26 protein-coding genes and 1 pseudogene are annotated in these 21,938 nt (G+C 60.7%); 9 read left to right on the top strand and 18 right to left on the bottom strand.

What is annotated here, in order from left to right; all coding sequences use genetic code 11:
* Nucleotides 1-11: 11 nt before the first annotated feature.
* From AUL36_RS10145 to AUL36_RS10115, 7 genes are all read right to left on the bottom strand, one after another.
* Nucleotides 12-803, bottom strand: coding sequence for a phosphatidate cytidylyltransferase (locus AUL36_RS10145; protein ID WP_244497096.1), 792 nt, complete (start codon nt 801-803; stop codon nt 12-14).
* A 63-nt stretch (nt 804-866) separates the two neighbouring features.
* Complete coding sequence (locus AUL36_RS10140; protein WP_058598464.1) at nt 867-1,553, bottom strand: isoprenyl transferase; 687 nt, start codon at nt 1,551-1,553, stop codon at nt 867-869.
* Nucleotides 1,554-1,637: 84 nt separating this feature from the next.
* The gene (frr, locus tag AUL36_RS10135) at nt 1,638-2,195 is read right to left on the bottom strand and encodes a ribosome recycling factor (protein WP_058598380.1); all 558 of its coding nucleotides are present in this window, start codon (nt 2,193-2,195) and stop codon (nt 1,638-1,640) included.
* Between the two features lie 32 nt (nt 2,196-2,227).
* Complete coding sequence (pyrH, locus tag AUL36_RS10130; RefSeq protein ID WP_058635303.1) at nt 2,228-2,941, bottom strand: UMP kinase; 714 nt, start codon at nt 2,939-2,941, stop codon at nt 2,228-2,230.
* A 105-nt stretch (nt 2,942-3,046) separates the two neighbouring features.
* A complete protein-coding gene (tsf, locus tag AUL36_RS10125) occupies nt 3,047-3,973 on the bottom strand; it encodes a translation elongation factor Ts (protein ID WP_058598382.1) in 927 nt (308 codons plus the stop codon).
* Nucleotides 3,974-4,081: 108 nt separating this feature from the next.
* A complete protein-coding gene (gene rpsB / locus AUL36_RS10120) occupies nt 4,082-4,870 on the bottom strand; it encodes a 30S ribosomal protein S2 (RefSeq protein ID WP_058598383.1) in 789 nt (262 codons plus the stop codon).
* 186 nt (nt 4,871-5,056) lie between these two features.
* Nucleotides 5,057-5,863, bottom strand: a complete 807-nt coding sequence (locus AUL36_RS10115; protein WP_062220210.1) for an EipB family protein — start codon at nt 5,861-5,863, stop codon at nt 5,057-5,059.
* Between the two features lie 100 nt (nt 5,864-5,963).
* On the opposite strand from AUL36_RS10115, the gene AUL36_RS10110 reads away from it, so the two are divergent.
* Genes AUL36_RS10110 through AUL36_RS10095 form a run of 4 tightly spaced genes read left to right on the top strand, consistent with a single transcriptional unit; the run spans nt 5,964 to nt 8,884 of the window.
* Complete coding sequence (locus tag AUL36_RS10110; RefSeq protein ID WP_062220205.1) at nt 5,964-6,428, top strand: RidA family protein; 465 nt, start codon at nt 5,964-5,966, stop codon at nt 6,426-6,428.
* A gap of 5 nt (nt 6,429-6,433) precedes the next feature.
* Nucleotides 6,434-7,159, top strand: a complete 726-nt coding sequence (locus AUL36_RS10105; RefSeq protein ID WP_062220204.1) for a glycerophosphodiester phosphodiesterase — start codon at nt 6,434-6,436, stop codon at nt 7,157-7,159.
* Nucleotides 7,160-7,182: 23 nt separating this feature from the next.
* On the top strand, nt 7,183-8,400 hold the full coding sequence (locus AUL36_RS10100) for a GNAT family N-acetyltransferase (protein WP_062220202.1): 1,218 nt from the start codon (nt 7,183-7,185) through the stop codon (nt 8,398-8,400).
* Between the two features lie 58 nt (nt 8,401-8,458).
* Nucleotides 8,459-8,884 (top strand): HIT family protein, encoded by a 426-nt coding sequence (locus tag AUL36_RS10095; protein WP_062220200.1) that lies wholly within the window; start codon nt 8,459-8,461, stop codon nt 8,882-8,884.
* A gap of 4 nt (nt 8,885-8,888) precedes the next feature.
* On the opposite strand, the gene AUL36_RS10090 is transcribed toward AUL36_RS10095, so the two are convergent.
* The 5 genes from AUL36_RS10090 to AUL36_RS10070 form a co-directional block, all read right to left on the bottom strand.
* Complete coding sequence (locus tag AUL36_RS10090; protein ID WP_062220197.1) at nt 8,889-9,260, bottom strand: AzlD domain-containing protein; 372 nt, start codon at nt 9,258-9,260, stop codon at nt 8,889-8,891.
* Entirely contained in the window at nt 9,257-10,117 is an 861-nt protein-coding gene (locus AUL36_RS10085; RefSeq protein WP_244497095.1) for an AzlC family ABC transporter permease, read from the bottom strand. Before AUL36_RS10085 ends, AUL36_RS10090 begins: the two co-directional genes overlap by 4 nt.
* Nucleotides 10,068-12,584, bottom strand: a complete 2,517-nt coding sequence (gene clpA, locus AUL36_RS10080) for an ATP-dependent Clp protease ATP-binding subunit ClpA (protein ID WP_062220193.1) — start codon at nt 12,582-12,584, stop codon at nt 10,068-10,070. The genes AUL36_RS10085 and clpA overlap by 50 nt, the downstream gene beginning before the upstream one ends.
* Before the next feature lie 8 nt (nt 12,585-12,592).
* Entirely contained in the window at nt 12,593-12,961 is a 369-nt protein-coding gene (gene clpS, locus AUL36_RS10075; protein WP_058598465.1) for an ATP-dependent Clp protease adapter ClpS, read from the bottom strand.
* A 231-nt stretch (nt 12,962-13,192) separates the two neighbouring features.
* The gene (locus AUL36_RS10070) at nt 13,193-13,552 is read right to left on the bottom strand and encodes a phasin family protein (protein WP_058598392.1); all 360 of its coding nucleotides are present in this window, start codon (nt 13,550-13,552) and stop codon (nt 13,193-13,195) included.
* A gap of 310 nt (nt 13,553-13,862) precedes the next feature.
* Between AUL36_RS10070 and AUL36_RS10065 the strand changes: the two genes are divergently transcribed.
* Nucleotides 13,863-15,314: a D-alanyl-D-alanine carboxypeptidase gene (locus AUL36_RS10065; protein ID WP_062220191.1), complete on the top strand. Its 1,452-nt coding sequence runs from the start codon at nt 13,863-13,865 to the stop codon at nt 15,312-15,314.
* Nucleotides 15,315-15,471: 157 nt separating this feature from the next.
* Nucleotides 15,472-15,699: a hypothetical protein gene (locus tag AUL36_RS10060; RefSeq protein WP_156419986.1), complete on the top strand. Its 228-nt coding sequence runs from the start codon at nt 15,472-15,474 to the stop codon at nt 15,697-15,699.
* Between the two features lie 58 nt (nt 15,700-15,757).
* Here AUL36_RS10060 and AUL36_RS10055 read toward each other — a convergent pair whose 3' ends face one another.
* On the bottom strand, nt 15,758-16,189 hold the full coding sequence (locus tag AUL36_RS10055) for a DUF1489 family protein (RefSeq protein WP_062220189.1): 432 nt from the start codon (nt 16,187-16,189) through the stop codon (nt 15,758-15,760).
* Nucleotides 16,190-16,299: 110 nt separating this feature from the next.
* Here AUL36_RS10055 and AUL36_RS10050 point away from each other — a divergent pair, with 110 nt between their 5' ends.
* Both AUL36_RS10050 and AUL36_RS10045 read left to right on the top strand, forming a co-directional pair.
* A complete protein-coding gene (locus AUL36_RS10050) occupies nt 16,300-17,013 on the top strand; it encodes a DUF599 domain-containing protein (protein WP_062220187.1) in 714 nt (237 codons plus the stop codon).
* Nucleotides 17,010-17,273 (top strand): DUF3253 domain-containing protein, encoded by a 264-nt coding sequence (locus tag AUL36_RS10045; RefSeq protein WP_062220186.1) that lies wholly within the window; start codon nt 17,010-17,012, stop codon nt 17,271-17,273. The genes AUL36_RS10050 and AUL36_RS10045 overlap by 4 nt, the downstream gene beginning before the upstream one ends.
* Here AUL36_RS10045 and AUL36_RS10040 read toward each other — a convergent pair.
* Together AUL36_RS10040 and AUL36_RS10035 are read right to left on the bottom strand one after the other, a co-directional pair.
* On the bottom strand, nt 17,243-18,061 hold the full coding sequence (locus AUL36_RS10040; protein WP_062220185.1) for a YdcF family protein: 819 nt from the start codon (nt 18,059-18,061) through the stop codon (nt 17,243-17,245). The genes AUL36_RS10045 and AUL36_RS10040 overlap by 31 nt on opposite strands.
* 81 nt (nt 18,062-18,142) lie before the next feature.
* Nucleotides 18,143-18,973 (bottom strand): aldo/keto reductase, encoded by an 831-nt coding sequence (locus tag AUL36_RS10035; RefSeq protein ID WP_062220183.1) that lies wholly within the window; start codon nt 18,971-18,973, stop codon nt 18,143-18,145.
* Between the two features lie 97 nt (nt 18,974-19,070).
* On the opposite strand from AUL36_RS10035, the gene AUL36_RS10030 reads away from it, so the two are divergent.
* Nucleotides 19,071-20,024, top strand: coding sequence for a heparan-alpha-glucosaminide N-acetyltransferase (locus tag AUL36_RS10030; protein ID WP_062220181.1), 954 nt, complete (start codon nt 19,071-19,073; stop codon nt 20,022-20,024).
* Between the two features lie 37 nt (nt 20,025-20,061).
* Here AUL36_RS10030 and AUL36_RS10025 read toward each other — a convergent pair whose 3' ends face one another.
* The 3 genes and pseudogenes from AUL36_RS10025 to AUL36_RS10015 all read right to left on the bottom strand — a co-directional run.
* Nucleotides 20,062-20,454: a MerR family transcriptional regulator gene (locus AUL36_RS10025; protein WP_058635320.1), complete on the bottom strand. Its 393-nt coding sequence runs from the start codon at nt 20,452-20,454 to the stop codon at nt 20,062-20,064.
* A gap of 127 nt (nt 20,455-20,581) precedes the next feature.
* Nucleotides 20,582-21,229 (bottom strand): Crp/Fnr family transcriptional regulator, encoded by a 648-nt coding sequence (locus AUL36_RS10020; protein WP_192843816.1) that lies wholly within the window; start codon nt 21,227-21,229, stop codon nt 20,582-20,584.
* Nucleotides 21,230-21,592: 363 nt separating this feature from the next.
* Nucleotides 21,593-21,938 (bottom strand): annotated as a pseudogene (locus AUL36_RS10015) (hypothetical protein); the annotation flags it as partial.

The following is a 21,938-nucleotide window of genomic DNA, read 5'->3' as shown; positions in this document are numbered from 1 at the left end:
TCGTTTTTAAGTCAGAAATCGAAGACCGCGCGAGCTGGATGCGCCAATCCGGAGCCCAGGATGCCGACCAGAAGCAGGACGCCGGTCGAAATGATCAGGGCGTCAATCCGATCCATGAGGCCGCCATGCCCCGGGATCAAACGCCCGGAATCCTTCACGCCGAAGCGGCGCTTGATCCAGGATTCATAAAGGTCGCCTGCCTGCCCTACGATGGAAAGAACGGCGCACAGGACAGCGACTTTCAGACTGATATCGTCGGTGAGCCAATATTCGAAGCCCATCCCGAGAAGTGTTCCGGCCAACAGACCGCCCAGCGCCCCGGACATGGTCTTTTTCGGTGAAACCATGGGCATGAGTTTGGGGCCGCCGAAGGTGCGCCCTGTAAAATAGGCGAAGATATCGGTCGCCCATACGACGCAGATGACTAGCCCGAGCGCGGCCAATCCTTCCGGGCCGCTGTCTCGCAGAATGCCCGGCGCCATGCCTGCGGCTCCGCCGTAGACGAGGCCACCCATGACCCAATTGGCCTTGCGCTCCCCTTGATCCACGATCCCGATGAACGCGGTGGACCCCAGGAGGACCGTCAATGACCAGCCATGAAGTCCGAAGAAGAAAAGTGCCAAGCTCACATACAGGGAGCGGCGGGCGAAGATATAGATATCCCCAGCCCGCTTTGCGCGCGTCATTCGCGACCACTCATCGAAGACGATGACGGAGGCTGCGCAGCAAAGAAGACGAAACGCCACGCCTCCCATGAACGTCAGAAGCAGGACGGTGATTCCCAGCACGATCGCCGAGATCAAACGCGACCGGAGGTCCGTCCAAGATTGCGTTGCGGCGAGGCGTCCGAGACCAAGTCCCATTCGTCAGGATGCAATTTCATGCGACAAGCCGCCGAACCGGCGGTCGCGCATCGTGTAGTCGTCAAGGGCCGCTCGGAAAGCAGCTCGGTCGAAATCGGGCCAGAGGCACGGCAGGAAGGCGAATTCGGAATAGGCAGCCTGCCAGAGAAGGAAGTTGCTCAAGCGCAATTCGCCGCTCGTGCGAATGATCAGGTCTGGGTCGGGAATGCCAGCGGTGTCCAGATGCTCGTCCACGAGCGTTGGCGAAATCGCATCCAGCGACAGTTCGCCGGACTGGATTTTGGAGCCGATCCGCTTCATCGCGCGAGCCATCTCGTCTCGCGCGCCGTAGTTGAAAGCAATGATCAGTGTGTTGCGATCATTGCCGACCGTTAGACTTTCAGCTTCTTCCAGAAGTCCGCGGATATCGCGCGGCAAGCTCTGTCGCTCGCCAATAACGCGAACGCGAACGCCCTCCCGGTGCAGGTCGGCAAGATCGCGCCGGATAAAGACTTTAAGAAGACGCAGAAGCTCGCCGACCTCTTCGACCGGCCGTTTCCAGTTTTCGGACGAAAAAGCGAAGAGAGTGAGATAGCGCACACCGAATTCGCGCGCCGCACGCACGGCTTCTCGCACGGCCTCGACGCCGCGTCGATGCCCAAGCGTGCGCGGCAGGCCACGCGCCTTTGCCCAGCGTCCATTGCCATCCATGATGATGGCGACGTGTTGGGGCTGCCGCACCTGTTCCACCGCGCTCTCCGCTCTGCCGTCTAGATTATTGGGATCGACCGAAAACTAGACCTGCATGATTTCAGCTTCCTTTACGGAAAGCGCCTTATCGATCTCGGAAATGGTTTCATCCGTCATCTTCTGAATGCGGTCAGACGTGACGCGGCTATCGTCCTGGCTGACGTCGCCGTCCTTTTCCGCCTTTTTCAAGGTGTCCATTCCGTCGCGGCGAACATGGCGCGCGGCAACACGCGCGTTCTCGGCATAGGTATGGGCGACCTTGGCGAGTTCACGGCGGCGCTGTTCATTCAGCTCGGGAAGCGGAATGCGCAGGGTCGAACCGTCCGTGATCGGATTGAGGCCGAGGCTGCTTTCGCGAATAGCGCGCTCGACGGCACCCACCATGCCCTTGTCCCAGACGGACACGGCGACCATACGCGGTTCGGGAACGGTCACGTTGGCCACCTGATTGAGCGGCATGGTCGAGCCGTAGGCCGTCACGACGATCGGGTCCAGGAGGTTTGCCGAAGCGCGGCCCGTCCGAAGTCCTGCAAGATCGCCCTTGAACGAGGTGACCGCGCCATCCATGCGACGCTTCAATTCATTCAGATCCGGAGCAGCCATGGGATTTCCTCTGATTATTCGTACGCTGAACTTTAGTCGGACACGATCGTGGAGCGGCCACCGCCCGTCAGGATCCGGGTGAATTCGCCCTGTTCGTGGATCGAGAACACGACGATCGGAATATGGTTCTCACGCGCCAGCGCGACGGCCGTCACATCCATAACAGCAAGGCCGCGACTCAACACGTCATCGTGCGTCAGCTGGTCGAAACGCGTCGCGTCCGGCACGAGCTTGGGATCGGCGGAATAGATACCATCGACCTGCGTCCCCTTGAACAGGGCGTGCGCGCCCATCTCGGCGGCTCTGAGGGCGGCGGCGGAGTCGGTCGTGAAGAAGGGATTGCCTGTGCCGCCCGCAAAGATCACCACCCTGCCCGCTTCCGCATGGGCCAAAGCGGCGCGTTGGGAGAAGCTCTCGCAAATTTCCGGCATCGCAATGGCCGAAAGAACAATCGCGTCGACGCCGATCTTGGTGAGCGAGGTACGCAGCGCCAGTGCGTTGATGACGGTCGCCAACATGCCCATATGGTCGCCGGTGACGCGATCTCCGCCTTTGGACGCGACTGCAACGCCGCGGAAGATATTGCCGCCGCCGATCACGACCGAAATCTCGACGCCGAGTTCGCGCGCTTCGCGAATGTCACCTGCGATGCGGTCGGCCACGGCAACATCGATGCCGAAACCTTGCTGGCCCATCAACGCCTCGCCCGACACTTTCAGAAGAACGCGTTTGAAACGGAGGGTCATGCAAGTGTCCTGATTGAGGTGCCGGCTTGCGATACAGGAAGGGCGCCCGCTTCTCAAGCGGGCGCCCCGAATATCGAACAAGAAGAAAGAAAGGCGGCTTCCCGCTTACTTCTTGCCAGCTGCAGCCGCAACTTCGGCGGCGAAGTCGCTCTGCTCGCGCTCAATGCCTTCGCCCAGCGCGAAGCGGACGAAACCGGTGATCTTCGCGGGAGCGCCGGCTTCCTTGGCGACGGCTTCGAGAGCCTTCTCGACCGTGAGGTCGGGATTGATCACGAAAGCCTGCTTGAGGAGAACGACTTCCTCGTAGAACTTGCGCAGACGACCCTCGACCATCTTTTCGACGATCGCGTCCGGCTTGCCGGACTGACGGGCCTGCTCCGAGAACACGGCCTTCTCGCGCTCGACCGTCGCGGCATCGATTTCCGTCTCGACCAGAGCGAGTGGGTTGGTAGCGGCCACATGCATGGCAACCTGACGACCGAATGCGTTCAGCGCCGCCTTATCGCCGTCCGACTCGATCGCAACCAGAACGCCCATCTTGCCGAGGCCTTCAACGACCTGATTGTGGATGTAGGTCGCCACGACGCCGTTGGACACGCTGAGCTGCGCCGAACGACGCAGGTTCATGTTTTCGCCGATCGTGCCGATCGCGTCCTTGATCGTGTCGGCAACCGACTTCTCGGATGCGGGATAGGTTCCGGCTGCAACCGCGTCGACCGTGCCGTCCGTCGCCAGAGCGACCTGGGCGACGTTGCGAACCAGCGTCTGGAACGCATCGTTACGAGCAACGAAGTCGGTTTCGGAGTTCACTTCGACGACGACGGCCTTGTTGTCGCCGGCCGCGACGCCGACGAGGCCTTCAGCCGCGGTGCGACCCGACTTCTTGTCTGCCTTGGCAATGCCCTTGGCGCGCAGCCAGTCGATCGCGGCTTCAATGTCGCCATTGGTTTCGGCCAGCGCGGTCTTGCAGTCCATCATACCTGCGCCGGTCTTCTCGCGCAGGTCCTTCACCATCGAAGCGGAGATCGTCATGAATTGGCCTCTGTCTTAAAAAATTGGCGCACCAAACCTCTGAGGAAGGGTGCGCCGTTTGGTTCGGCGGCGCGCAGGCACCGCCGGGATGCTCGTTCGTTCGGTCGATCAGGCCGCAGCGGAAGCTTCGGTCTCGGCCGAAGCCTCTTCGAGCGCGGGCTCGATCGGCGCTTCTTCCATCGCGCCGATATCGACGCCCATCGAGCCCTGCTGACGGGCGATGCCGTCGACCGCAGCGCGAGCGATCAGATCGCAGTAAAGCGAGATGGCGCGCGCGGCGTCGTCATTGCCCGGGATCGGGAAGTCGATGCGGGAAGGATCGCAGTTCGAATCGACCACGGCGACGACCGGAATGCCGAGACGCTTAGCCTCGTCGATCGCGATCGACTCCTTGTTGGTGTCGATGATGAAGATCATGTCCGGCACGCCGCCCATGTCCTTGATGCCGCCCAGAGCGCGGTCGAGCTTGTCGCGCTCGCGCTGCAGGTTGAGGCGCTCCTTCTTGGTGAAGCCCTGGGCTTCGCCGGACAGAAGCTCATCGAGCTTGCGAAGACGCTGGATCGAGTTCGAGATCGTCTTCCAGTTCGTCAACATACCGCCGAGCCAGCGGGCGTTGACGTAGTACTGAGCCGAACGGTTCGCCGCATCGGCAATGATCTCGGAAGCCTGACGCTTGGTGCCGACGAACAGAACGCGGCCGCCGCGCGAGACGGTGTCCGACACCGCCTGGAGCGCGCGGTGCAGCATCGGCACAGTCTGCGCGAGATCGATGATGTGGATGTTGTTGCGTGCGCCGAAGATGAAGGGCGACATCTTCGGGTTCCAGCGATGAGTCTGGTGTCCGAAGTGGACGCCTGCCTCGAGGAGCTGACGCATGGAATAATCAGGCAGAGCCATGGAATTGTCCTTTGACCGGTTGAACCTCCACGGACAGAAGCAGGGAAATACCTGCCACCGGCGAGAAAGAAAGGTCGCTTGGGACCGTCGATCCTCGAAATCCGTGTGTGGAATAGGCGGCCGCTTACACCATCCCGCCCTGCTGAGCAAGATAGGAAGGCCGAAGCCGGATTGCGAGAGCCTCTGTCATCGCGTCGTCGGACAGGAAGCGTCCATAAGGCTGAGGTGCGAAAGATGCCCCTTGAGCGCATAGCTGCCGAAGTCGAGCTTCAGGTCGTCGGACACCCCGTTTTCATAAAGGCGGTAGCGCGTCTCGAAGATCGGCATCCCGTCCTTATCGCTATCCTTGTTGTAGTAGGACTCGATGATCAGCCAGGATCGCAGGCCTGCCAACTGGGTGGCGACCGCCTCGCTGGGCTTGTCCGCCGGCTTCTCCACGAAGGGGGCGATCAGGGCCGTTGTCGTCAGACCTTTGTCGGCTTCATTGTCGCCGTCGAACAGGCGTGTTTCGAATATGCGTTGGCCCATTTGGGCCTTCTCGATGATCTGAGCTGTATGATGCAAAGGGAAGGTCGCGAGTTCGATCTCGACCTCCCGTGCCACGGGCTTTTCGTAGGCGATATGGGTTCCGCCCGGACCGTTCTCCGCTTTCCCCTGAACCGTCTCCTGCTCTGCTCCGTCGATCGTGCTCCGTGTTTCGAACTCGAACCGATCGCCTTTGACCGTCTCCCGCGACAGCGTGCGTTGATCGGTCATGGTCGTCTCGGTTTCCTGCTGGAAGCGCACCAGAAACCGGTAGTCGAGGCTCAGCGCTTCGCAGGCATCCTGCTTCAATTGCAGGGCGATCCGTCCCTGCGCTCCGCTGATGTCCGAGTCGGAGCGATCGAGTGTCAGGTCGTAGACCGCCTCATGAGGACGCAAAGCGGCGGCTGTCGCCGGCATGAGCGCAGCCGTCTGGATGACGGCGCCGAGGGTGAGGAGACGGATCCGCATACGGTTCGAACTTTCGCTAGAGATTGCCTTCGGCACGTATCGAAGGCTCGGCCAAAACCTGCTAGCGGTCGCTTCGAGGCATCAACCGATGAGGATTCGCATGACCAGCACGATCGCCAGCCGCTTGGCCGACGCAGGTGTCCAGCTGCCGCAGGCCGCCGCACCGGCTGCCAATTATGTGCCCTGGGTTCGGTTTGGCAACCTGCTCCAGACATCGGGTCAGTTGCCCCTGTCGGAAGGCAAGATCGCGGTTGCGGGCAAGCTCGGCGCCGGCGTCTCCCTGGAAGATGGCCAAGCCGCCGCGCGCTACTGCGCAATCAATATCCTGGCGCAGGCGGAGGCCGCTCTCGGAGACCTCGAATCGATCGGCCGCCTCCTGAAGCTCACGGTCTTCGTGGCAAGCGATGCAGCTTTCACCGACCAGCATAAGGTCGCCAACGGAGCGTCGGATTTCCTCGTTCAGATCCTGGGCGATCGCGGCCGTCATGCACGCTCGGCGGTGGGTGTTCCCGCGCTTCCGATGGATGCGGCCGTCGAGATAGAAGCCTTGTTCGAGATCGCGTGAGCGACATGGCCGGGTTAACCGCAGACTGGCTGAAGGAGCGCCCGATCGCGCATCGGGGGTTGCATGACGGGAATGCTGCCGTCTTCGAGAACTCGATGTCGGCGTTTCGGGCCGCGATCGACGCCGGATACGCCATTGAGTGCGACGTGCATCTCTCGGCCGATCGTGTGCCGGTCGTGTTTCATGACGAAAATCTCGAGCGGCTGACGGGTAGCGCGGGATCGATCCGCACTCGCTCGGCCGATGCCCTATCGGCGTTGCGTCTGGGATCCAGCTCCGACACGATCCCGAGTCTTGCGGACCTGTTGGCCCTCGTGTGCGGCCAGGTTCCCCTCATCGTGGAGCTGAAGGGCATCGATCCAGCCAGTGACCAGGGGTTCGTCGGGGCGGTCGCAGCGGTGGCCCAAGATTATAACGGCCCCCTCGCCTTCATGTCCTTTGATCATTGGCTGCTGGAGCAGTCCGATGATCTCGGCGGGCTCTATCCCCTTGGCTTGACCGCCGAAGGGATCCGCCCGGAAATTCTGGACGCGCATCGGCGGATTTTCGACGATCGATGCGACTTCACGTCCTATAACGTTCATCATCTTCCGAACGCATTCGTGGATTGGGTTCGTACGGAACGCGGCGCGCCGGTCATCAGTTGGACGGTGCGCACACCGGACGAGATGGAGCGCAGTTCGCTCCATGCGGATCAAATGACATTCGAGGGATTTACGCCAACGCGCTGACTTCCCCCAAACCTGGAGGTCCTATGGACGTTGGCCGCGACGGCGTCGATCCGACGCCAGGCACCATGACGCTGAGCGTGATCGACGCCATATCGGGCGTCGATCCCGAGCTGTGGGACGGGTTGGCCAAAGTCGACTCAGCCTGCACGATCAACCCATTTGTCTCTCATGCATTCTTGTCTTGCCTTGAGGATGCCGGCTGCGTCGGACCGCGCTCTGGATGGCAAGTGCAGCACCTCGCCCTGTCCGATGACTCGGGGCGGATCGTGGCGGTCGCGCCCGCCTATCTCAAGAGCCATAGTCAGGGCGAATATGTCTTTGACCACGGCTGGGCCGACGCCTTCGAGCGGGCGGGTGGGCGATATTATCCCAAGCTCCAGATCAGCGCGCCCTTTTCTCCGGTGACCGGCCCGAGGCTTCTGGTTGGCAGCAGCGAAGAGGCAGGACTTTGCCGGCATATGATGGCGCAAGCCATCAAGGGCTATGTCGCGGCGGCGGGAGTCTCGTCGGCTCATGCCACCTTCCTGACGCCGGACGATCTCGCCGCGCTGTCGGACGACGAGTTTCTGCATCGGACCGACCAGCAGTTCCACTTCGTCAATCGCGGCTATGACAGTTACGACGAGTTTCTGGAGACCCTGGCGTCCCGCAAGCGCAAGGGCTTGCGCAAGGAACGCCGGGACGCGCTGGACAACGGCATCAGCATCGAGCGCCTGAGCGGACGAGAGCTGACCGAAAGTGCGTGGGACGCGTTCTTCTCGTTCTACATGGACACGGGAAGCCGGAAGTGGGGTCGGCCCTACCTCAACCGTCGCTTCTTCTCGCTTCTTGGCGAGCGCATGGGCCCAAGCGTCGTTCTGGTGATGGCGAAGCGCGAAGGGCGATATATCGCCGGTGCGCTCAATCTTGTCGGCGCCGGTCGCATCTTCGGTCGCTATTGGGGATGCATCGAGGAGCATCCCTTCCTGCATTTCGAAGTCTGCTACCATCAGGCGATCGATTACGCGATCGAGCACAAGCTGGAGGTCGTGGAAGCGGGCGCTCAGGGCGAGCATAAGCTCGCGCGCGGCTATGAGCCCGTCACCACGCATTCTGCACATTACATCGCCCATTCCGGTTTGCGCGCCGCTGTCGAACAATATCTCCGGCGCGAACGACGGGATGTCGAGCGGATGCACGAGCTTCTCTCGGATCATACGCCCTTTCGCAAAAACGACGATGGCGACCACGGCGGCAGCTAGACCTGCGACACCTCGCAATTAAGATCGGCGGATCGTAACCCGAGGATTTGAGCTGGCCATGATGCCTTATGACGACACTAATATTTTCGCGAAGATTCTACGCGGAGAGATTCCCAGCACGAAGATCTACGAAACGGATGCCGTTCTCGCGATCATGGACATCATGCCGCAATCCGAGGGGCATTGCCTCGTCATCCCGAAGTCAGCGTCCCGCAATCTTCTCGACGCCGAAGATGCAGCGCTTCAGTCCGCGATGGTCGAGGTCGCTCGTCTCGCACGCGCCACGAAGTCAGCCTTCGGTGCGGACGGCGTTTCGGTGATGCAGTTCAACGAAGCGGCGGGCGGGCAGACCGTCTTTCACCTGCATTTTCATGTGATTCCGCGCTACGAAGGTTTGGTGCTCAAGGGGCACGGCGTATCCGGGATGGCGGACCCATCCGTTCTCACCGAACAAGCCGAACGGATTCGCGAACATCTGGCTTAATGGATCAGATGATACCCATCATCCAAGGCAAACCGAGGAGGATGATCTCGGCGACGAGGATGGCAACGAGCGTCTGACGCCCGAGCCAGAGGTAGGCACAGAATCCTCCTCCCAGAGCCGCGATCCGGATCCAATCCGGGATCGCGGCCAGCGACGACCCACCGGGAAATAGCACGAGCCGCGCGATCACGGCGGCGACCAGCCCCGTCGCAACAGCCCTTGCGCCGATGATCAGCGGCGATGATTCGCTGATCCGTCCCGACGACAGGACACCCAGCCATCGCCAGATGTCGGTCGGCAACCATCCCGCCAGAAGAATGAATACGAAGGGCCACCATGGGGCGGCCATGGCGCCGTAATTGAGATCGAGGCTCATTCAGGGGACCTCGACGCCACGAGACGACCGATCACAAGGGACAGAAGCCCGGCCGCAATCCCGGCGATCAGAATGTCGAAATCGGGAGCAAGCCGATTGGCTGGAACGATGGCGACCATCCCGAGAAACAAGGCCAACCGGCCGGTCACGTCACGCGCGGAGCCGTAGAGCGATGTGAGAAAATAAACGGGCGTCAAGAAAGCCAGGGCGCCAGTGACGAGCGCCGGAAACTGACCCATCAGATTGAAGGCGAACGCGACGATCAAGGTGTTGATGACAGTCAGCGTGATGCCGAACCCCGCGAAAAACGCTGTTCGGTAGCGGCGTGGAATATCGGGAAGGCGCTCCATCGCCACGACCCAGGCTGTGACCGCCACGAAATGGGACAGAACAAGAAGTGTGCTCGTTCGTGTTCGCTTCGCGCGAAGGTCCGGCATCAACGACATGACCATCGGCATCAGCCGCAGGGAAGACAACCCGACGGCAAAAGCTGTCGCCACCAACGACAAGCCGGCGGTGATCGAACCCAGAAGGATGATATTGGCCGGCAGCGCCCAGATCGAAAAGACCATAAACGAGGCTTCGAACCAGTTGAGCCCGGCATCGCGCGCCAGACCGGCGAAACCCAGATGTGCCGTCACCAGAATCAGCGCCGGCGCAGAAGCGATCTGACGAATTCCTCGCCAGACCCAAAGCCGCGTCTCGTCCTGTTCGTGCTCTTGCAAACGGTCCATGCCATCGCCCGATTGAATCAACAGGGCGGCGACATGAAAAAGGCCGCCCGGAAGGCGGCCTTTCCTTAACCCATCAATTCGGCTTGCGGGGAATTTTCGGAACGGTTCCGGCCCTTTTGCCACCGCGAGACGAGGGCTCTTCAGCTGGACGAGCGGTCTCCTGAGCCTCGCCAGACTCCGTGACATCCTGATTGTCGTCGAGTTCGAAGTCTTCGTCCTCGTCCTCTTCGATGACGTCTTCGCCGTTCGGTCCAACCTTAGCTCGCTTTGCGCTGGCCTTGCGAGGTTTGGTGAAGGATTCGTCCGCAATGGCTTCGAGCGCGAGCTTCTTGGCACCCGCCTCGTCCGACACCACCGTGACCTTGACCGTCCCGCCGCGCTTGAGCTTGCCGAAGAGAACCTCGTCAGCCAGAGGCTTTTTGACATATTCCTGAATGACACGGCCGAGCGGCCGCGCCCCCATGTGCTCATCATAGCCCTTCTCTGCCAGCCATGCGATGGCATCGGGATGAAGTTCGAAGGTCACGCCGCGCTCCGAAAGCTGCGCTTCCAGCTGCATCACGAATTTCTGGACGACTTCGTGAATCACCGGCGTGGGCAGCGGGCCGAACGGAATGATCGCATCGAGGCGGTTGCGGAATTCCGGTGTGAACAGGCGGTTGATCGCCTCCACATCGTCGCCCGTCCGTCTGGTCGAGCCAAAGCCGATCGCGGCCTTTTGGGACTCTGACGCGCCCGCGTTGGTCGTCATGATCAGGATCACATTGCGGAAGTCGATCTTCTTTCCGTTGTGATCCGTCAGTTTCCCGTGATCCATGACCTGCAGCAGGATGTTAAACAGATCGGGATGCGCCTTCTCGATTTCATCGAGCAGCAACACGCAATGCGGATGCTGGTCGACGCCGTCCGTCAGCAGGCCGCCCTGATCGAAGCCTACATAGCCGGGAGGCGCGCCGATCAACCGCGAGACCGTGTGGCGCTCCATATACTCGGACATATCGAAGCGCAGGAGCTCGATCCCGAGTGCCGACGCCAGCTGTTTGGCGACTTCCGTCTTGCCGACGCCGGTCGGGCCCGAAAAGAGGTAGGAGCCGATCGGCTTCTCCGGTTCACGCAGGCCCGCGCGCGCCAGCTTGATCGCCGTCGTCAGGCTCTCGATGGCGGCGTCCTGACCATAGACGACGCGCTTCAACTGCTCGGTGAGGTTCGAGAGAACCTCTTCGTCATCCTTGGACACCGATTTCGGCGGAATGCGCGCCATCGTCGCGACGGTCGCCTCGATCTCCTTGACCCCGATGCTCTTCTTGCGCTTGGGCTCGGGCAGCAGCATCTGCGATGCGCCTGTCTCGTCGATCACGTCGATCGCCTTGTCCGGCAGCTTCCGATCGTTGATGTAGCGGGCCGACAATTCCACGGCCGAACGGATGGCCTCGTTCGAAAATTTCACATGGTGGAAATCTTCGAAGTAAGGCTTCAATCCCTTCAGAATGGCCACCGCATCCTCCACGGAGGGCTCGGCCACGTCGATCTTCTGGAAGCGACGGACGAGCGCCCGGTCCTTCTCGAAGAACTGGCGGTATTCCTTATAGGTGGTCGAGCCGATGCAGCGGATCGCCCCCGAAGACAACGCCGGTTTCAGAAGATTGGACGCGTCCATCGCGCCGCCCGAGGTCGCGCCTGCCCCGATTACCGTATGGATCTCGTCGATGAACAGGACGGCACCCGGAAACTCCTCGAGCTCCTTGACGACCTGCTTCAACCTCTCCTCGAAATCGCCACGATAGCGCGTGCCGGCCAAGAGCGTTCCCATATCGAGCGAGAAGATCGTGGCATCCGACAGGACTTCCGGAACGTCGCCTTCAACGATTCGCTTGGCCAGACCTTCCGCGATCGCCGTCTTTCCGACGCCGGGGTCGCCGACATAGAGCGGGTTGTTCTTGGAACGGCGGCAGAGAACCTGAATGGTTCGGTTGATCTCGTTGGCGCGTCCAATCAGCGGATCGATCCGCCCGGTTTTCGCCTTCTCGTTGAGATTGACGCAATACGCCGTCAGAGCGTCCTGCGTCGACTTGCGACGCCCCTCGTCCTCATTCCCCATGACCGACTGCTCGTCCTCCGTTCCGCGCACGGTGCGGCCTTCGGACGCGCCAGGACGCTTGGAAATTCCATGCGAAATGAAATTCACGGCATCGTATCGCGTCATCTCCTGCTCCTGCAGGAAGAAGGCGGCGTGGCTTTCGCGCTCGGCGAAGATCGCGACGAGAACATTGGCGCCCGTCACTTCGTCCCGGCCAGAGGACTGAACGTGAATCACGGCGCGCTGGATCACGCGATGGAAGCCGGCGGTCGGCTTGGAATCGTCGTCGCTGCCGTTCACCAGATTGGCGAGTTCGGTATCGATATATTCGATCAGGGACGAGCGCAGAGCGTCGAGATCGACACTGCACCCGCGCATCACATTGGCCGCGTCCTTATCGTCCAGAAGGGCCAGGAGGAGATGTTCGAGAGTGGCAAATTCCTGATGGCGTTCGTTTGCGTAGGTCAGCGCTTGATGCAGCGACTTTTCGAGGCTTTGAGAAAATGTCGGCAAGCTTCACCTCAATTCTTTTCCATCACGCATTGAAGCGGATGCTGATGCTGACGGGCGAAATCCATGACCTGCGTCACCTTCGTTTCCGCGACCTCGTAGGTGTAGACGCCGCACTCGCCCACCCCATGCTTGTGGACATGGAGCATGATGCGCGTGGCCGCCTCCCGGTCCTTCTGAAAGAACCGCTCGAGAACGTGGATGACGAACTCCATCGGAGTGTAATCGTCATTGAGAAGAAGCACTCTGTAAAGATTGGGTCGTTTGGTTTTCGGCTTCGTACGCGTAATGACGGACGTGCCCCGGTCGTTGCCGACGCCGTCGTCATCACCCGCCTGTAGGCGGACCTTCGATGTCGGAGTCCTTGTCCTCAAGACCATATCGTTCAATGCCGTCACCTTCGCCTTCGGCTGATATGTATGTGCACTCTGGCTCATTTTAAGACGCCATCCCGCCGCAGCCGAAATTCTCAACGCCACCCTTGCGATCCCAGACACCACAAGATTCGGTCTGTCGCCGCAAGAGGCGGTATCGCTCTACACCGAAGAACATAAAAAAAGCCCGGCTGGCGCCGGGCTTCGTGCATTCTCGCTCGTTGTAGGAAGGAGGCTTCAGGCCGCCTGATACGAAGCGTCCTGAGCGAAATTTGCCGCCTTGTTCAGGTTGTTCTCGAACGGCTTGAAGGTCTCGCGAGCGACGCCGGCGTAGATCTCGTTGATCTTCGAAGCCTGCGAGACCCATGCCTCGTAGCAGGACTTCATGTAATTCGTCTGGACTTCGATCGCCTTGTCGGGCGTCCGGGTCTGAGCGAGCTCTTCCAACATCTTGGTCGAGGTCTCGTAATTGCGCTTGGTGAAGTCACCGGTCTCGGCGGCGATCTGCTGGAAGCCCTTCGTCATCGCGGAGATCGACTTGAGGACGTTGTCCATGGCTTCCTTGCTGGCCTGACCAGCGTCCGCATACATGTTCATTGCAATGCTCCCGTTTCCAACCCGTCACCGCAGTTCGCTGCAGCGCATCCGAATATATTGCATCGCACAATGAATGCAAGCTGCAATCGGAGGTTTTGAGGAAAAAAGGGTGAAGCCTTCCGATTTCACATAAACTTTGAAGCGAATGCCCTCATGCGATCACAAGGTTCCGGCAACCATAAACGGATTGGTAAGGCCCTCGGGCGTATCTTTCCTCCAGATGAGATCGCTACGCCACACTGTTGGTAAGGGTTCGACTGCGAAGTCGAGTCGCGGCATCTCGACAATTGCAGAGACGAGAGAGCTGCCCATGCTCAAGGCCCCTTCCCGGATCGATGTCTTCGCCAAGTCGATTGGCTTGACGGCTGGATCCCTCCTCGTTGGCGCCACGCTCATTCTACAGGCGCCCGCGGCGCACGCTCAGGCCAAGGACGACCGCTATTCGGCGATCGTGATTGACGCGAACAACGGCAAGGTTCTCTTCTCCAAGAGCAGCGACGAACGCCGTTATCCCGCTTCGCTCACGAAGATGATGACCCTCTATATGCTGTTCGATGCGTTGGAGAGTGGCCGTGCGACGCTTTCCACCCCGATGAAGGTCTCGGCTTACGCCTCCGCTCGCCCGCCATCTAAGCTCGGGTTGAAGCCCGGAACCACGATCTCCGTGGAGGAAGGCATTCTGGGTCTCGTCACGCGATCGGCTAATGACGCGGCTGTGGTGATTGGCGAGTTTCTCGGGGGCACGGAGAGCCAGTTCGCGGAGATGATGACGTCGAAGGCTCGCAAGCTGGGCATGACGCGGACGAATTTTCAGAACGCCAACGGTCTTCCCAATCCCGGCCAGATGACGACCGCGCGCGACATGGCGACGCTCGGCATCGCCCTTCGTGAGCATTTCCCGCAATATTACAGCTACTTCAGCCGTCGCTCCTTCAACTTCCGTGGCCAGGTGATCGGCAATCACAACCGGCTTCTCGGGCGTGTTCAAGGTGTCGACGGCATCAAAACCGGCTATATCAACGCATCCGGCTTCAACCTCGTCACCTCGGTCGTTCGCGGCAACAAGAAGCTGGTGGCGGTGGTCATGGGCGGGCGGACGGCCCGCTCGCGCGATGATCATATGGTCGAGCTCGTCAACAAATATCTTCCTGACGTGAGCACGCGTGGCAGCGAGCCTTTGATCGCGGCTTATTCGCCGGCTGTTCGCGGTCCGTCCGTATCGTCACACGTCGCCGAAGTCCCGCAGAGCGTCCCGTTGCCGACGCGCCGGGCCTCGTCCATCAACGAGCGTGTGGCGCAGGCTTACGGCTCCAACGCGGCCGGGGCGATGAACGCGATTACGGCGCCCGAACGATCCGCGATTGGCCGGGATGCGCTGCGAGCCGCCATGGGGCAGAAAGGTCAGGACGCTCTCGAAATTCCGACCTCGAATGCCTTGGCGGGGGCGCCGCGTCCGCGCGTGGCTATTCCGGGAGCGTCCGTTCCAACCGTGGCGACGGCATCCCTCGCCTCTTCGGGCTGGATCGTCCAAATCGCGGCCACGCCGGCCGAGTCGACCGCATTGGATATTCTCGCCGAAGCCAAGCAGCGTGGCGGGTCGGCGCTCGCCCGCGCCAAGCCGTTCACGGAAGCTGTCGCCAGCGGTTCGCAGACCCTCTACCGAGCGCGTTTCGCGGGTTTCGACACGAAAGCCGCCGCCAACGCGGCCTGTGATGTTCTGAAGGCCCGCTCCTACGCCTGCTATGCAATCGGCGCTGATTGATCAACGCTGAACCGGCTCGACCGCGATCCGTATTGGTTTCGCAGTCGATCGCTCACCTTATTTCGCCCGCCAGTTTGTTACGAGTCAGTTCGAGGTTCCCATGTCGGTTGAGCAGGAAATCCTTGGTTACACGTCCGCCGGGGAAAAGGCCTCGAACGTGTCTTCGATCGGTCTTCACCCGCTCCAGCAAGCGGCCTCGCGTCTGGGCGACTATCGCGACGGCAAGACGCGGGTTCGCGCGAAGGACTTGGTGGGTCTACTCCTGTGCCATGGCGCTCGGGCTTGGCGCGCCGCGCAGCCCGAAGGCCTGATCTACCTCAAGGTCGACGGACCTGCCGGCACGCCAGCCGTGCGCATCTCCTGTGGGCGCAGCCCGCGCGGTTGAGAGCTGGGGGACGAAGCTTCCAGTTGATCCCGCGCGGATTTGGCATCGGCTCTTCACCTTAGAGCAGGCCGAGATCGGCCAACTCGCGTTGAAGCTGCTGGGGAAGGCCAACGCCCTCCTCGGCCCCTCGGTCGGGCGGCGCATCGTCCGAGACGAGATAGCGCCAGCCCTGAAAGGCGCGCCTGGGCTGCCATTGCGTGGCGATGAACTCGGGCCTGAGAACGATCCGGCAACGCTCGATCCCGTCCTCGGCGGTGAATGGGTCGAACCGCAAGACGGGCTGACGAACCTGAACCTGCCCGCGAATGACCCAGTAGAGGGAGCCGCCGGCGACAATGTCATCTGCGCGTTTGGGCATGACTCGGGTGACGTGGAATTGCTCTTCCGGCTGGCCGGCGAGACGCTGGGCCAGCAGGCGATGTTCGACATGCGTCTGGAGGTCCTCGATTGTCTCGACCCCGACGCAGAGCTTGATCATATGAAGCGGCATGAAACCTCCATCCGCTTGACAACCGATCAGGTCAAGGCCGCCTGACGTCGCTCCCACAACATGCTAGGGGCCAAGCGCCGTCACCCTTCTTCAGCGTCGGATCTCCCGCCATGCCGTTCCAGCAGATCTTCGATGTCGAGAATCTTCTGGCACTCGTCACCTTCAGTCTGGGCTGGGCCATCTACTCTTTCGCGGTGGACGGCACCGCTCTTTCCAGCCATGGCCTCAGCCGCCGGATGAACAGCCAGCGCGAGATCTGGATGTGGACGATGCTGAAGCGCGATCTACGCATGATCGACACGGCCATCATGACCGGGCTCCAGCAAGGCACGGGCTTTTTCGCCTCGGCTTGTATTTTCGCCATTGGCGGATGTTTCGCGTTGATCGGTGCGGCCGATCATATCGCCTCGGTCGTCACCGACCTTCCGCTGGAAGGCAATTTCGACCGCGCGCTTCTGGAAACGAAGCTTCTCGGCCTCGTCACGATCTTCATCTTCGCCTTCTTCAAATTCGGCTGGGCCTATCGCCTGTTCAATTACTGCACGATCCTGATCGGCGCCGTTCCGATGGCGCGGGAGGCCGAGGCGGATCAGGACGCGGCCGAGCGGGCTGTGCGTCGCGCGATCCGCATGAACCAGATCGCGGCTCGCCACTTCAATTCCGGACTCAGGGCGATCTTTTTCGGCATGGCCTATCTTGGCTGGTTTCTAGGCCCGAAAGTGCTGATGCTGACGACGACGATCGTCATCCTGATTCTTGCCCGTCGTCAGTTCTTCTCGGAAGCGAACGATTGCCTGGCCCCTGACTCGGAGGAACTTCGATGATTTCGAAAGAAGCCATCCAACAGGCCATCGCTTCGGCGGTGATGGAGCGAGGCGCAGACAAGACCGTCTGCCCCTCGGAAATCGCCCGCAGCCTCGCAGGATCGGATGAAAAGGTCTGGCGCCGGATGATGACCCCGATCCGGGCGGAGGCGGTCAGAATGGCGAAGGCCGGCGACGTTCGCATCCTGCGTAAGGGACGGCCGGTGGATCCGGACGATTTCAAGGGAATCTACAGATTGGCCTTACCGGATGGCGCGTGAGGCGCTGGGATCCAGGCATCGGTCTTCCCTGTCAGATAATAGGCGAATAGGCCCAGATATTCGCGTATCGCAAAATGCACCTTTTCCAGATTGCGCACCGTGGCCGTCGAAGGCCGGTATTTCATGTCGCCGCCCGGTGTCTGATAGTCGGTTGGATATGGGATGATGTCGAAGCCGGCTGTACGGAAACAGCCGACCGACCGAGGCATATGAGCCGCGGAGGTGACGAGCAACCAGGTCTCACCTCGCTGCGGCGAGGCCAACTCCTTTGAGAAGCGCGCATTCTCGATCGTGTTGCGGGAACGGTCCTCCAGAATGAGGCGTTCGGGTGCCAGCCCAAGTTGGTCAAACAGTTTCTGAGCAACCGAGGACTCGGTCACGTCCTCCTCGAACATCGCCGCGGCCCCGCCGCTGAAGATCACTTTGGCGTCCGGGTAGAGGCGAGATAGAGCGAGTGTCGTCGTGATGCGGTCAGCCGCGTCGTTAAGCTCTGGCTCGCCGCGTGTTCGGGCGACGAGCGTATCGAACGAGCCGCCGAGAACCACGATGCCGGTCACGCGCTCGGGCAATACCGGCTTGGGAAATCGGTTCTCAAGCGGAGCCAGCATGAGGAGCCCGAGTGGCGACAGGCTGAAAATGGTTAGACTCGCGCAGCCGATCGCCAGAAGCGTGATGCCGGTTCGCGGCAGCTTCAGTGCGAGGCAGAGAAAGCCGACACCGAAAGCCAGAAGGATGGCGACAAGAGGCTGGACGAGATACCAGCCCAGTTTGGAAACCGCGAAGAACATAAATCGGTTGAAACCTTTCAGAGTCAACGCAGGGACGGCATAGGCATCGATGCGCCGCCCCGCGATGCGATCCTGCGCGTGTCAGATCCGATCCCAAGCCGGTGCGAAGCTGGGGTTCACCAATCGCTTGCGCTGCTGCGTCATCGCGTTCAAGGATTGGCGGTCGGTATCGGACAGCTCGAACGAGAAGACGTCGAAATTTTCTTGTAGGCGCTCTTCATTGGATGTTCGGGGAATGGCTCCGACCCGAGGCTGATCGAGTTCCCAACGCAGGATGACTTGAGCGGGGGTCCGCCCGAGACGGTTCGCAATACCCATAACGGTCGGATGCTGGAGCAACTCGCCTCCTTGGCCGATCGGCGAATAGGCTATCAGCGCCGTGTCATTGCGTTCGCAGGCGTGCAGGATCGCCTCCTGGGACAGGAGCGGATGATATTCGACCTGATTGCAGACGAGCGGAGCCGAGCTCATCGCCGCGGCATCATCCATCAGGGTGCTGGGGAAGTTCGCGACGCCGATATGACGCGTCAGTCCCTTCTCCTTCGCCTCGTTCAGCGCGCCGATGGAATCCTCCAGCGGGATGGCTGCGTTCGGCCAGTGGATCAGCAGGAGATCGACGGGCCCGACATCCAGCGCTTCGACAGCCTCGGTGGCCGACCGCATGAGTCGATCCGCGCCAATATCTTCGAACCAGACCTTCGTGGTCACGAACGCTTCGCTGCGCGCGAGACCGCTGTTTCGGATGCCCTGCCCAACCTCGCGCTCGTTGCCATACATTCGCGCGGTATCGATATGCCGATAACCGGCTTCGATCGCTTTCTCCACCATTTGGACGCAAAGATCGCCGGTGAGTTTGTAGGTTCCAAATCCCAGGGCTGGAATGCGAGCGCCCGATGCTTCGATCATCTTCATGCGTGGGTCTCTTTCGGCGTCAGGCTGTCCCCTATGCGGGTCGCCTTTGATCTTGGATTGAGATAGGCGAAACGGGCAGCGAACCAGTGGAAGCGTCATGACGACATCGCAAAACAGAGCGATCGGCCGGATCGAATGTCTCGACGTGGCGCGCGGCTGCGCGCTCATCGCGATGCTCGTGTACCATTTCACTTGGGATCTGGAGTTTTTCGGTTATCTGCCGCCAGGCTATGCTCAGGTGGGCGGCTGGAAGCTTTTCGCCAGAGTGATCGCCTCGAGCTTCCTGATCCTCGTTGGCGTCGGTCTCGTGCTGGCCCATGGCGAGGGCATTCGCTGGCCATCGTTTCGCAAACGCTGTTTTCAGATCGCCGCCAGTGCAGCCGCCATCACAGCGGCCACGCTGGCCTTCACGCCCCAAGGCTTCGTTTTTTTCGGCATTCTGCATCTCATCGCATTGGGAAGCCTGCTGGCGCTCGCCTTTCTGCGTCTGCCCTTCTGGCTGACGGCAGCCTCAGCCGCACTTGTCATCGCCGTCTCATTCGCTTTCACGACGCCTTGGACGGACAGTCGATGGTTGGCGTGGATCGGCTTCTCCGAGCATCCCCCGCTTTCCAACGATTTCGTTCCTCTGTTTCCCTGGTTCGGGCCGATCCTGATCGGCATGGCGATCGCGCAGGCTTTCGCTCGGTTCGGCATCTGGAGGAAGCTGGAGGGCCTGAATGGCGTGTTTCGCCCTTTATGGCCCCTTTCGACGCTCGGGCGACATTCCCTTCTGTTCTATCTCCTGCACCAGCCGATTTCGATCGGTGTGGTCGCGGCCGCGGCCTTCATCGCCCCGCCGGATCAGACGGCAGCCTTTCAGCAAAGCTGCCGCCAGACCTGCGAGAGAGATCGGGATGCCAGTTTCTGTGTGGCTTATTGCGGATGCGTGCAACAGAAGCTTCAAGAGGCGCATCTGCTGGATCGGCTCCTTCGAAGCCAGTTGACCGAGGCCGAAACGGGCCGCGTCAGCGAGACCGTCAATTATTGTTCGTTCAACGCGCAGCCATAGGGCGTCGTTGCGCCCGCATCGCCCCGGGCGCGCGAACTCAGCTGGAAGGAGAAATTCCGAGTTCGGCCATACGCGTCAGGCAGGCTTCTTCCGCCTGATCCAGTTCGGCCAGTAAATCATCGATATCGCGCCGCTTCTGTTCGAGTTCCGAGCGCTTGTCCGCCACACGCTTGACGATCGCTCGCAACTGTCCCGCTTCGCCGGGCGGCGTCTTGTACATCCCCATGATCTCGCGGATCTCCGCGATCGAAAATCCGAGGCGCTTTCCGCGCAGGATCATGCGCAAAAGATGACGATCCGAATGGCGAAACAGACGCGTGCGCCCGCGCCGGATCGGCGCGATCAGCCCTTCGTCCTCATAGAAACGGATCGTCCTCGTCGAGATGTCGAACTCGCGAGTCAGCTCCGTGATCGTATAATAATCGCGCATGAAAATCGTCCGAATGAACTCCTTGTCTGACGTGGGGACGCGGCCGAGTCAATCCGCAGGCCCCGTGTCAAGCCGCTGTGTTCGGCCCGATCGAGCGCACTTCCGTTAGAGACGTCTTGCGGTCCGATCAATCGTTGAGATGAAGGAAGGTCGGGTCGAACTGTCCGAGACCAGCCAGCCGATTCCAATCCAGAATGTCGATGCGACCACGATCCCAGACCACAAGACCCTCCGCACGAAGCAGTTGCATGGATCGGTTCACGCTCACGATGCTGAGCCCGAGAACCTGGCCCACCATTTCTTGTGTCATCGCAAAGGGAAAGCCGGAATTGTCCGTCAGCCCGACCGCCTCGAAGCGGCACCACATCTCGCAGATGAAATGTGCCAGCCGCTCGGTTGATCCAAGGCGCGCGTTGCGCACGATGATGGCACGATAGAGAGCCGCGTCGATCAGCGACTCGCGCCAAAACCGAGCAGTCAAATCCTTGGATCGTTCGAGCGTGCGCAAAATGGCATCGTGGCTGATGAACGCCACCCTGCAAGGGGAAACGGTTCCGATATAGTGATCCATCTGCTTGAGATGGAGACTCTGGAGGTCCGGCATATCACCGGGAATATGAACGGACTGGATCTGGCGTTCGCCGCCCTGCGTGAAGTTGGAGCGGATGATCAGACCATCGATCAGCAGGCAGCAACGGTTCGGCCGATCTCCCTCATTGAGGAAGTCGGTCTTTGCGGGAATGTCGACAACATCCCAATGCAAACGCGACAGCATCACCTCGTCCATCGTGCTGAGTGAGCCTGCCGCGCGCAACCGTCTCGCCAGCATATCATTGGCATCATCGGATCGACTGATTACGGTACTCACGTTCTCGCCCCCATCTGATTTTCTCCGCCCTCGCGGCGAGCTGGTAGCACAGGGCCTGCCCTGCCAGACCCGTTTGCCTGAGCGTCCAGGAACATCGTCTGGCCTCGAAACGGCAGCGGCGTCCCGCAGGCGACACGTCCGCTATTCAAGTGGATTACATGTCCGCTCGAAACCCAAATGGAAGGCAGGTGACATGGAGTTTCGTAAAGCGACCTATATGATAGGCAGGCCGAACAGAGAATTTTTAATGTCCGGAACGACCCGACAGGATCAGGGGGCTTGTCGGGGCGCAATGAACTCGCGCAGTGAGAGAATACCGAGCGCCTTGTGCGGGTGAGCGGTATCGTCGTGTTCGAACCAGATCGGCACGGTATCGATGACGGTTCGAGCATTCGGAAGGCACGAGACGTGGACATAATCGCGCTCGATCATGCGCGCGATGGCCTTGGCCATGCCGTTGAATTCCGGGTTCTCCACGGGCGCGACCCCAAGGTCCGGTCCGGCGTCGCGTGCCAAGTGCTTGGTTCGCCGGCGATAGTGCCGGAGCCGTCGTCGCTGAGCCATTCGATCATCTACTTTAAGCGGTTCACGCGGCGGAGGCGCGCTTTCACGGCTT

This window comes from Aureimonas sp. D3 (assembly GCF_001463805.1).
Taxonomy (GTDB): Bacteria; Pseudomonadota; Alphaproteobacteria; order Rhizobiales; family Rhizobiaceae; genus Aureimonas; species Aureimonas ureilytica_A.
The sequence above is the reverse complement of the archived record's forward strand: the minus strand, read 5'-3'. Positions and strand labels throughout refer to the sequence as shown.

Bases quoted from the DNA above. Each gene is read 5' to 3' on its own strand.
- AUL36_RS10140 (WP_058598464.1), bottom strand. From the start codon at position 1,553: ATGGATGGCAATGGACGCTGGGCAAAGGCGCGTGGCCTGCCGCGCACG.
- frr (WP_058598380.1), bottom strand. From the start codon at position 2,195: ATGGCTGCTCCGGATCTGAATGAATTGAAGCGTCGCATGGATGGCGCG.
- pyrH (WP_058635303.1), bottom strand. From the start codon at position 2,941: ATGACCCTCCGTTTCAAACGCGTTCTTCTGAAAGTGTCGGGCGAGGCG.
- tsf (WP_058598382.1), bottom strand. From the start codon at position 3,973: ATGACGATCTCCGCTTCGATGGTGAAGGACCTGCGCGAGAAGACCGGC.
- rpsB (WP_058598383.1), bottom strand. From the start codon at position 4,870: ATGGCTCTGCCTGATTATTCCATGCGTCAGCTCCTCGAGGCAGGCGTC.
- AUL36_RS10115 (WP_062220210.1), bottom strand. From the start codon at position 5,863: ATGCGGATCCGTCTCCTCACCCTCGGCGCCGTCATCCAGACGGCTGCG.
- AUL36_RS10110 (WP_062220205.1), top strand. From the start codon at position 5,964: ATGACCAGCACGATCGCCAGCCGCTTGGCCGACGCAGGTGTCCAGCTG.
- AUL36_RS10105 (WP_062220204.1), top strand. From the start codon at position 6,434: ATGGCCGGGTTAACCGCAGACTGGCTGAAGGAGCGCCCGATCGCGCAT.
- AUL36_RS10100 (WP_062220202.1), top strand. From the start codon at position 7,183: ATGGACGTTGGCCGCGACGGCGTCGATCCGACGCCAGGCACCATGACG.
- AUL36_RS10095 (WP_062220200.1), top strand. From the start codon at position 8,459: ATGATGCCTTATGACGACACTAATATTTTCGCGAAGATTCTACGCGGA.
- AUL36_RS10090 (WP_062220197.1), bottom strand. From the start codon at position 9,260: ATGAGCCTCGATCTCAATTACGGCGCCATGGCCGCCCCATGGTGGCCC.
- clpS (WP_058598465.1), bottom strand. From the start codon at position 12,961: ATGGTCTTGAGGACAAGGACTCCGACATCGAAGGTCCGCCTACAGGCG.
- AUL36_RS10070 (WP_058598392.1), bottom strand. From the start codon at position 13,552: ATGAACATGTATGCGGACGCTGGTCAGGCCAGCAAGGAAGCCATGGAC.
- AUL36_RS10065 (WP_062220191.1), top strand. From the start codon at position 13,863: ATGCTCAAGGCCCCTTCCCGGATCGATGTCTTCGCCAAGTCGATTGGC.
- AUL36_RS10055 (WP_062220189.1), bottom strand. From the start codon at position 16,189: ATGCCGCTTCATATGATCAAGCTCTGCGTCGGGGTCGAGACAATCGAG.
- AUL36_RS10050 (WP_062220187.1), top strand. From the start codon at position 16,300: ATGCCGTTCCAGCAGATCTTCGATGTCGAGAATCTTCTGGCACTCGTC.
- AUL36_RS10045 (WP_062220186.1), top strand. From the start codon at position 17,010: ATGATTTCGAAAGAAGCCATCCAACAGGCCATCGCTTCGGCGGTGATG.
- AUL36_RS10040 (WP_062220185.1), bottom strand. From the start codon at position 18,061: ATGTTCTTCGCGGTTTCCAAACTGGGCTGGTATCTCGTCCAGCCTCTT.
- AUL36_RS10035 (WP_062220183.1), bottom strand. From the start codon at position 18,973: ATGAAGATGATCGAAGCATCGGGCGCTCGCATTCCAGCCCTGGGATTT.
- AUL36_RS10030 (WP_062220181.1), top strand. From the start codon at position 19,071: ATGACGACATCGCAAAACAGAGCGATCGGCCGGATCGAATGTCTCGAC.
- AUL36_RS10025 (WP_058635320.1), bottom strand. From the start codon at position 20,454: ATGCGCGATTATTATACGATCACGGAGCTGACTCGCGAGTTCGACATC.
- AUL36_RS10020 (WP_192843816.1), bottom strand. From the start codon at position 21,229: ATGCTGTCGCGTTTGCATTGGGATGTTGTCGACATTCCCGCAAAGACC.